We start from the raw sequence: 366 nt of genomic DNA, 5'->3' as shown, positions 1-366 counted from the left end.
GGTCGCCGGTATCAAGTCAGATACGTCGGGCCGTCCTGGATTCCTTGCGAACGATAGCGTGCCAGTGCACCTTGCCTCATGCATATGGCCGGACGCTACATCCTGCTCATCTCGGCAGCGCTCGCTCCCAGCGCTTTCCCAACATTTTCCGTTGCGGAGGAGGCCTCGCCTCCCATCCTTGCATCACCAACCACCCGCCTGATAGGCATCACCGCCACGGGGCCGCAAGCCGATTTGGATCGATTGCAGGCATTAACCCGGAAAAGCAGCTTTCCGAGCAAGCAAATGAACTCGCCCGAAGGATGGGAACTCTTTGTCGTATTTCCAGCAGGCAGCGATCCCTCTGCCGTTGCGGCTTTCCTCGAT

General features: G+C 58.7%; 1 protein-coding gene. It reads left to right on the top strand.

What is annotated here, in order from left to right:
• Positions 1–84 precede the first annotated feature (84 nt).
• Positions 85–366, top strand: a 282-nt coding sequence (locus EN859_RS38870; protein WP_210237768.1) for a hypothetical protein, incomplete at its 3' end; no start/stop codon positions are given.

This window comes from Mesorhizobium sp. M00.F.Ca.ET.216.01.1.1, assembly GCF_004010325.2.
GTDB lineage: Bacteria > Pseudomonadota > Alphaproteobacteria > Rhizobiales > Rhizobiaceae > Mesorhizobium.
This window is presented reverse-complemented; position numbering and strand designations above follow the sequence as displayed.